Raw genomic sequence first — 8,377 nt, forward strand, 5'->3', positions numbered from 1 at the left:
GTCCGGCCGTCCGGGACCGCTGCCCGTCGGACGGGCTGCGGGAGGACGGCCGGACCTCGTCCGGACCGGACACGCCGGTGCTCCCGGCCCACCGGTCGGCCCGGCCGGGAGCACCGGCCGGCCCGACCCGGGATGAGCGGGGAGTGCGCGTCAGTAGCGGTAGTGGTCGGACTTGTAGGGGCCTTCGACCTTGACGCCGATGTAGGCGGCCTGCTCGGGGCGGAGGGTCGTGAGCTTCACGCCGAGGGCGTCGAGGTGGAGGCGGGCGACCTTCTCGTCGAGGTGCTTGGGGAGCACGTAGACGCCGATCGGGTACTCCTCGGGCTTGGTGAACAGCTCGATCTGGGCCAGCGTCTGGTCCGCGAAGGAGTTGGACATCACGAACGAGGGGTGACCGGTCGCGTTGCCGAGGTTCAGCAGCCGGCCCTCGGACAGCACGATGATGACCTTGCCGTCGGGGAAGGTCCAGGTGTGGACCTGCGGCTTGACCTCGTCCTTGACGATGCCGGGGATCTTCGCGAGACCGGCCATGTCGATCTCGTTGTCGAAGTGGCCGATGTTGCCGACGATCGCCTGGTGCTTCATCTTGGCCATGTCCGAGGCCATGATGATGTCCTTGTTGCCGGTCGTGGTGACGAAGATGTCGGCCTTGTCGACGACCTCGTCCAGCGTGGTGACCTGGTAGCCGTCCATCGCCGCCTGGAGGGCGCAGATCGGGTCGATCTCGGTGATGACGACCCGGGCACCCTGGCCGCGCAGGGACTCGGCGCAGCCCTTGCCGACGTCGCCGTATCCGCAGACGACCGCCGTCTTGCCGCCGATGAGGGTGTCGGTGGCACGGTTGATGCCGTCGATCAGGGAATGGCGGCAGCCGTACTTGTTGTCGAACTTCGACTTGGTCACGGCGTCGTTCACGTTGATCGCCGGGAAGAGCAGCGTGCCGTCGCGCTGCATCTCGTACAGGCGGTGCACGCCGGTGGTGGTCTCCTCGGTCACGCCGCGGACCTCGGAGGACAGCTGGGTCCACTTCTGCGGGTTCTCGCCGAGGGTGCGGCCGAGCAGACGCAGGATGTGGGCGTACTCCTCGCTGTCCGCGGTGGACGGGTCCGGGACCGAACCGGCCTTCTCGAACTCGACGCCCTTGTGGACGAGGAGCGTGGCGTCACCGCCGTCGTCCAGGATCATGTTGGGTCCGCCGGTGGGGGTGTTCGGCCAGGTCAGCGCCTGCTCCGTGCACCACCAGTACTCCTCCAGCGTCTCGCCCTTCCAGGCGAAGACCGGGACGCCCCGCGGATTGTCGGGCGTGCCGTCGGGGCCGACCGCGACCGCGGCGGCGGCGTGGTCCTGGGTGGAGAAGATGTTGCAGGAGGCCCAGCGGACCTCGGCTCCGAGCGCGACCAGCGTCTCGATCAGCACGGCGGTCTGCACGGTCATGTGCAGCGAGCCGGTGACCCGGGCACCGGCGAGCGGCCGCTGCGCGGCGTACTCCTTGCGGATGGACATCAGGCCGGGCATCTCGTGCTCGGCGAGGGTGATCTCCTTGCGGCCGAACTCGGCCAGGGACAGGTCGGCGACCTTGAAGTCCTGGTCCTGGTTGCTGGCGACAGTCGACATGTGCGAACTGCTCCTCGGGGTGGGAGTGGGTACGTACGGCTGGCTCTGCGGCAGAGGACCTTCCGAGCACGGATAAGTGCACACGGGTGCCCTGCGCAGCGCAGTCCGTCGGAGGCCCTCTCTCCCTCGGCCGGTCCTGTGCCGGACCGCCCGACCGCCATCAGCAGCGACGTCTGACTCTGGTCACGAATCTACACCGATCGGCCCAGCGGGCCCCAGTCCGCCTCGGATCTTTCCGGCCATGAACGGCCGCGTGGAGGCGCCGGCAGGGGCGCGCGCGGGAGCAGAACCGATCCTGCGGCGGCGGTTCCCACCGGTTCCGCCGCCGCCTCCGGCATGGCGCGCGGAAGGTCAGTGACCTTCTTCCTGCGTGGCCGGACGGGCCGGTCCGCCGGGGGACCTGGACGGGTCGGGCCCGGCCGCGGCCCGGTCCTCGCTGTAGATGTCCGGTTCCAGGTAGATGACGCGGGCGATGGGGACGGCGGTGCGGATGCGGGTCTCCGCGGCGTCGATGGCGGCGGCGACCTCGCCCGCCGTGTCGTCGTGCTGCACCGCGATCTTTGCGGCGACGAGGAGTTCCTCGGGCCCGAGGTGGAGCGTGCGCATGTGGATGACACGGGTGACGGTCTCGCCGTCGACGAGCGCGGACTCGATCTTGCTCACGTCCTCGGCGCCCGCGGACTCACCCAGCAGCAGTGACTTGGTCTCGGCGGCCAGGACGAGCGCGATCAGGATGAGCAGGACACCGATGCAGAGTGTGCCGATGCCGTCCCAGAGACCGTCACCGGTGGCAAGGGCGAGGCCTACGCCGCCGAGGGCGAGGACCAGGCCGACCAGCGCGCCGAGGTCCTCCAGCAGGACGACGGGCAGCTCGGGGGCCTTCGCGTGGCGGACGAAGTCCGTCCACGACTTGCCGCCGCGGATGTGGTTGGACTCCTTGATGGCGGTGCGGAAGGAGAACGTCTCCGCGATGATCGCGAAGACGAGCACGCCCACGGGCCAGTACCAGTGGGTGATCTCGTGCGGGTGCTTGATCTTCTCGTAGCCCTCGTAGATGGCGAACATGCCGCCGACCGAGAAGAGCACGATGGAGACGAGGAAGGCGTAGATGTAGCGCTCGCGCCCGTAGCCGAAGGGGTGCTGCGCGGTGGCCTCGCGCTGGGCCTTCTTCCCGCCGAGCAGCAGCAGGCCCTGGTTGCCCGAGTCGGCGAGCGAGTGCACGCTCTCCGCGAGCATCGAGGACGAACCGCTGAACAGGAACGCCACGAACTTGGATGCAGCGATCGCGAGGTTGGCGGCGAGTGCCGCCACGATCGCTTTGGTGCCGCCTGACGCGCTCATGTGTGCCGGGTGTCCTTCCTGGTGCCTGCGTGCGTACGGCCGCACATTGTTGCAGTACGCACCCCGGAGGTGGCCTCAGACCACCACCGTCGCACGGAATACCGTGCCCGAGCCGCTGAGTTCCGCCTTCTCCCCCGCCGCGGCGAAGGCCGACTCGCCCTGCTTGAGCAGCAGTTGGCCGACCCTCGCCGTCCCGGAGGTGCACAGCAGGATCTGCGGGGCGGCGCCGGGCAGGGCGACCGGGGCCGCGCCGGCGGCGAGGTCGTACCGGGAGAGGCGGAATTCGTCGACCGGGGTGTCGTAGACCTCCTCGCCCGACTCCGAGGCCTCGGGGCGCAGTACGCCCGGCTGGCTCGCCTCGAAGCGGACGACGCGCAGCAGCTCGGGAACGTCGACGTGCTTGGGGGTGAGCCCGCAGCGCAGCACGTTGTCGGAGTTGGCCATGATCTCGACGCCGAGGCCGCCCAGGTAGGCGTGCGGGACGCCCGCGCCGAGGTACAGGGCCTCGCCGGGCTGCAGTACGACGTGGTTGAGCAGCATGGCGGCGATGACGCCGGGGTCGCCCGGGTAGTGGTGGGCGAGGGCGGCGTACGGGGCGTAGGCGCCACCGAGCCGTTCCGCGGCGGCGGCCGCGGCGGCGACGGTGTGGGCCGTCCCCTCGCGGTCCGCGGTCAGCAGCGCGGTGAGGACCTCGCGCAGCGCGGCGTCCTCGGGGTGGGCGTGCAGCAGGTCGACGTACGGCACGAGCGGGTCGACGCCGAGTCCGGCGAGGAGTTCCGCGGACTCGGCGGGTGCCCGGAAGCCGCACAGTCCTTCGAAGGGAGTGAGCGCGCAGATCAGTTCCGGCTTGTGGTTGGCGTCCTTGTAGTTGCGGTGCGGGGCGTCGACCGGGACGCCGCGCCGCTCCTCGTCCTCGTAACCCTCCCGGGCCTGGACGAGGTCGGGGTGCACCTGGAGGGAGAGCGGGGCTCCGGCCGCGAGGATCTTCAGGAGGAAGGGCAGCCGGGGGCCGAACCTGCGGGCGACCGCCGCGCCGAGCTCGGCGTCCGGGTCGTCGCCGATCACCTCGCTGAGCGGGACGAGCCCGGCGCCGCGGTCGACCCGGGAGGGCGCGCCGGGGTGGGCGCCCATCCACATCTCGGCCTGGGGCTCACCCGTCGGTTCGGTCCCGAGGAGTTCGGGGATGGCGGTGGTGGACCCCCAGGCGTAGGGGCGCACGGTGTTGACGAGGCGATCCATGGTCAGGGCTTCCTAGTGGGTCGTGCGTGCCTGTCGCGCACCCGTTCGTGTGCCCGGTGGGTGTCCGGAGCGTGGCGGGTTCACCGTCATGATCGCTCCGAAGAGGCGACGGAGAGGTAAACGGCGGCGAAATCCGTGACGGCGATCAGTTCCGCGAGGAGTTCGAGGGCGGTGCCCTCCTCGGGTTCGAGTTCGCTGACCGCGGTGTCGTGGCCGAGCGCCAGTTCGCGGGCGGCCGGCGCCGCGGAGAGCGCGCCCATCGCCCGGTCGCGCAGCAGCACCACCCGGGCGTGCAGGGCCTGGGCCTCCTCGACGCGGTCGCGGAAGAAGTCGTCGGGGTCGGAGCCTCCGGCGAAGGTCCCGGCGAGGAGCACCCCGTGGGCGGCGAGTGCCTCCGGCAACTCGGCGGCGAGGGCGGGCCGCCCGGCGAGTTCGGCGAGGGAGGCGGCGAAGCGGCGGCCGACGGAGCCCGCGGTCTCGCCCTCGGTCCAGATCAGCGGGAGGCTGTCGGCGAGTTCGGCGGCGAGGGTCTTCGCGGGGTTGCTGTAGGTGGCGATCGCGGGGCCGCAGCGCTCGGCGGTGCGGTCGAGGCGGTCGGCGATCTTCTCCAGGACCTCGGGCGGTGCCTGCACCAGCCCGGCGCGGTCGAGGAGGGTCAGCAGCGGGGTGAGCATCGCCCACAGGGTGCCGGGGCCGGTGGGTTCCTCGTACGGCTCCTCGTACGGCGCGGTCGCCAGCGGTACGGCGAGACCGTGGGCGGCGCCGCTGACCGCCTCGGAGATCGGGGAGCCGGCCGGTGCGGTGGAGACGACGGTGCAGCCCCGGTGGTACGCCTGCTCGGCGAGAAGGGCGAGACCGGGCTCGCTGCCGTCCGGGGTGGCGATGAGGAGCAGGTCGACGGGGCCCGCCCAGCCGGGCAGGGTCCAGCGCAGGGCGCCGGGGGCGGCGGCCACTCCGGTCGGGTGGATACGGCTCACCGGGCAGCCGGTGCCCACGAGCTCGGCGAGCAGGTCGGCCACGGCGATGCCGGGGGTGCCGGGTGCGGCGATCATGATCGCGCGGGGGCGCCCGTCCGGCTTGAGCTCCGTCAGCCCGGCGTCGGCGGCGAGGCGGGCGGCCCTGCGCACCCGGGCCCCGGCTTCCGCCGCGCCGCGCAGGAGTTCACGCCGGTCGGCGCCGGCCAGGGCTTCGGGCGCGTCGAGCAGCGACTCGTCCAGCATGGCGGTTGGGCCTCCGATCACGGGGGGCTTGTGCGGTTGCGTGTGCGAGTACGGGTACGGGTGCTGCCGCGTCTGCGGCTGCGGTTGGGGCTGCGGCTGCGACCGGGGCTGCGGCTTGCGGCGAGTGCGGTGAGGCCGCGGCCTCGGTGTGCACCGGTGCTGCCCCGTGGCCGGGCCGGCGTACCGCCGGACTACTCCGGGCGGCGGGCCTCGTCGACGAGCAGCACGGGAATGCCGTCCCGCACCGGGTAGGCCAGACCGCAGTCGGTGCCGGTGCAGATCAGTTCGGGGGTGTCCGCCGCGGATTCGTCGCGCAGCGGCGCGTGGCAGGCCGGGCAGGCGAGGATCTCCAGGAGACCGGCTTCGAGCGGCATGGTGTTCCCTCCGGGGCGTTCGGCTAGCGCATGGTCACGGCGACGGTCACGGTCACGCGTCACGGCCACGCATGGTCGTGCGCCCGGAGCCACGCTTTGAGCCAGGTCAGCCTACCGCCGGGCCGCGCCGGACGCGGCCCGGCGGGGCGTCAGGCGCGGACGATGGCGAGGACCTCGTCGCGGATCTTGGTCATCGTGGCCTCGTCGCGGGCCTCGACGTTCAGGCGCAGCAGCGGCTCGGTGTTGGAGGGGCGGAGGTTGAACCACCAGTCCGCGGCGGAGACGGTGAGGCCGTCGAGCTCGTCGAGGGTGGTGTCCTCGCGGGCGCCGAAGACGGCTTTCACCGCGGCGGTGCTGGCGGCCTGGTCGGCGACGGTGGAGTTGATCTCGCCGGAGCCGGCGTACCGGTCGTAGGAGGAGACGAGCGCGGAGAGGGGGCCGTCCTGGCCGCCGAGGGCGGCGAGGACGTGCAGGGCGGCCAGCATGCCGGTGTCGGCGTTCCAGAAGTCGCGGAAGTAGTAGTGGGCGGAGTGCTCGCCGCCGAAGATCGCGCCGGTGCGGGCCATCTCGGCCTTGATGAAGGAGTGGCCGACGCGGGTGCGCACCGGGTCGCCGCCGTTCTCCCTGACGACCTCGGGGACGCACCAGGAGGTGATCAGGTTGTGGATGACGGTGCCGCCGCCGTGCTTCTTCAGCTCGCGTGCCGCCACGAGCGCGGTGATCGCCGAGGGGGAGACGCCCTCGCCGCGCTCGTCGACGACGAAGCAGCGGTCGGCGTCGCCGTCGAAGGCGAGGCCGAGGTCGGCCCCGGTCTCGCGGACCCTGGCCTGGAGGTCGACGATGTTCGCCGGGTCGAGGGGGTTGGCCTCGTGGTTGGGGAAGGTGCCGTCGAGCTCGAAGTACATCGGCACGAGGTCGACGGGGAGCCCGTCGAAGACCGTGGGGACGGTGTGGCCGCCCATGCCGTTGCCCGCGTCCACGACCACCTTCAGCGGGCGGATCGAGTCCAGGTCGACGAGTGAGCGCAGGTGGGCGGCGTAGTCGGCGAGCGTGTCGCGTGCGGTGACCGTGCCGGGCACGGCGGCGGGCTCCGGCGCGCCGGACTCCGACCAGCGCTCGACGAGGGCGCGGATCTCGGCGAGGCCGGTGTCCTGGCCGACGGGGGCGGCGCCCGCGCGGCACATCTTGATGCCGTTGTACTGGGCCGGGTTGTGCGAGGCGGTGAACATCGCGCCGGGCAGGCCGAGGGCGCCGCTCGCGTAGTAGAGCTGGTCCGTCGAGCACAGGCCGATCTCGGTGACGTCCGCGCCGAGCGCGGCGGCACCGCGGGCGAAGGCGCGGGACAGGCCGGGCGAGGACGGACGCATGTCGTGACCGGTGACCAGGGCGCTCGCTCCGGTGACGGTCACGAACGCGGCACCGAAGAGCTCGGCGAGTGCCTCGTCCCACTGGTCGGGGACCACACCTCGCACGTCGTAGGCCTTCACGATGTGCGACAGATCAGCAGCCACGGCAGCCAGCCCTTCGTCATTCCCCTGTGCGGTCAGGGCTAGAAACTACCTGCAGGGGGTGCGGGGAATGCGGGGAAGGGCCGCGAAGGCCCGGATCTGCCGGGTGCACGCGCCGGGACGCGGCCGGTACGGCGAGGGGACGGGCCCGGCGGAGGGGCAGGCCGCGGGGCCGAGGCGGAGGCCGGAGGCGGAGGCCGGAGGAAGTGCCGAGGTGGTGACGGGACGAGGCCAGTACGGCGAGGGGACGGGCAGCGGGCCGCAGCGGGCCGGGCAGTATCGCGGCGGTTGCCGCCACAGGGGCAGAGGCCCGGGCGGGACGGACCCGGCTCGGCCCGGCTCTACGGCTCGGGCGAGCGCAGCACGCGCAGGTGCCCTCGGCGCGCGACCTCGACCGGGTCGGCGGTGCGGATGCCCTTGCCGGGGCCGTCATCGCCGGGCCGGGCCTGCGGAGGCCTTGCGGCCTCGCGCACGGCGTTGGCGAGGGCTTCGAGGTCGTCGCCCGTGGGGCGGGAGGGGCCGGACGCGTTGGCGAGCCGGACGACTTCCCAGCCGCGCGGAGCGGTGAGCCGCTCGGAGTGCTCGGCGCACAGGTCGTAGCAGTGGGGTTCGGCGTAGGTGGCGAGCGGGCCGAGGACCGCGGTCGAATCGGCATAGACGTACGTCAGTGTCGCGACGGCGGGGCGGCCGCACGCAGTGCGCGAACAGCGACGTACAGGGCTCACGACGTTGGACGGTACCGCACTCTTGAGCGGGCCGCGACGACTCTCCCCCAGGTCACTCCACCGTGTCGCCGTGTGACGTCCGGCACATCGGTCCCGGGAGAGGCGTTTCCGACCTGCACAGCGAGTCCGGCCGAACATTCTCTCGATGACGCGAAACGGTCACCCTTCTCACCGAAAGCGGCAATTGACACGATTCTCACGATCTCGGAGACGGTCGAATTCAAGCCCAACCTTGGCTTGATTGCTCAACAAACGACAGACGGCGGACACGCGGCCCGTATGCGCCACGGCGTACGAGGACACGCATCGGCGGGGCCCCCGAGGGATACCCTCAACAGTGATGAACAGCCCCGTAC

At 72.0% G+C, this 8,377-nt stretch carries 7 protein-coding genes; all 7 read right to left on the bottom strand.

Annotation, left to right across the window (positions count from 1 at the left end):
• Window positions 1–150 precede the first annotated feature (150 nt).
• On the bottom strand, window positions 151–1,614 hold the full coding sequence (gene ahcY / locus GUY61_RS30535; protein ID WP_166633488.1) for an adenosylhomocysteinase: 1,464 nt from the start codon (window positions 1,612–1,614) through the stop codon (window positions 151–153).
• 351 nt (window positions 1,615–1,965) lie between these two features.
• A complete protein-coding gene (locus GUY61_RS30540; RefSeq protein WP_166633489.1) occupies window positions 1,966–2,955 on the bottom strand; it encodes a cation diffusion facilitator family transporter in 990 nt (329 codons plus the stop codon).
• Between the two features lie 75 nt (window positions 2,956–3,030).
• Window positions 3,031–4,194, bottom strand: coding sequence for a mannose-6-phosphate isomerase, class I (gene manA, locus GUY61_RS30545; RefSeq protein ID WP_166633490.1), 1,164 nt, complete (start codon window positions 4,192–4,194; stop codon window positions 3,031–3,033).
• Between the two features lie 86 nt (window positions 4,195–4,280).
• Entirely contained in the window at window positions 4,281–5,414 is a 1,134-nt protein-coding gene (locus tag GUY61_RS30550; RefSeq protein WP_166633493.1) for an SIS domain-containing protein, read from the bottom strand.
• A gap of 191 nt (window positions 5,415–5,605) precedes the next feature.
• On the bottom strand, window positions 5,606–5,788 hold the full coding sequence (locus GUY61_RS30555) for a Trm112 family protein (RefSeq protein ID WP_166633491.1): 183 nt from the start codon (window positions 5,786–5,788) through the stop codon (window positions 5,606–5,608).
• A 149-nt stretch (window positions 5,789–5,937) separates the two neighbouring features.
• Window positions 5,938–7,299, bottom strand: a complete 1,362-nt coding sequence (locus GUY61_RS30560; RefSeq protein ID WP_166633492.1) for a phosphomannomutase/phosphoglucomutase — start codon at window positions 7,297–7,299, stop codon at window positions 5,938–5,940.
• Window positions 7,300–7,637: 338 nt separating this feature from the next.
• Complete coding sequence (locus GUY61_RS30565) at window positions 7,638–8,072, bottom strand: DUF3499 domain-containing protein (protein ID WP_166633494.1); 435 nt, start codon at window positions 8,070–8,072, stop codon at window positions 7,638–7,640.
• Window positions 8,073–8,377 lie beyond the last annotated feature (305 nt).

Source organism: Streptomyces sp. GC420 (assembly GCF_009916105.1).
GTDB lineage: Bacteria > Actinomycetota > Actinomycetes > Streptomycetales > Streptomycetaceae > Streptomyces.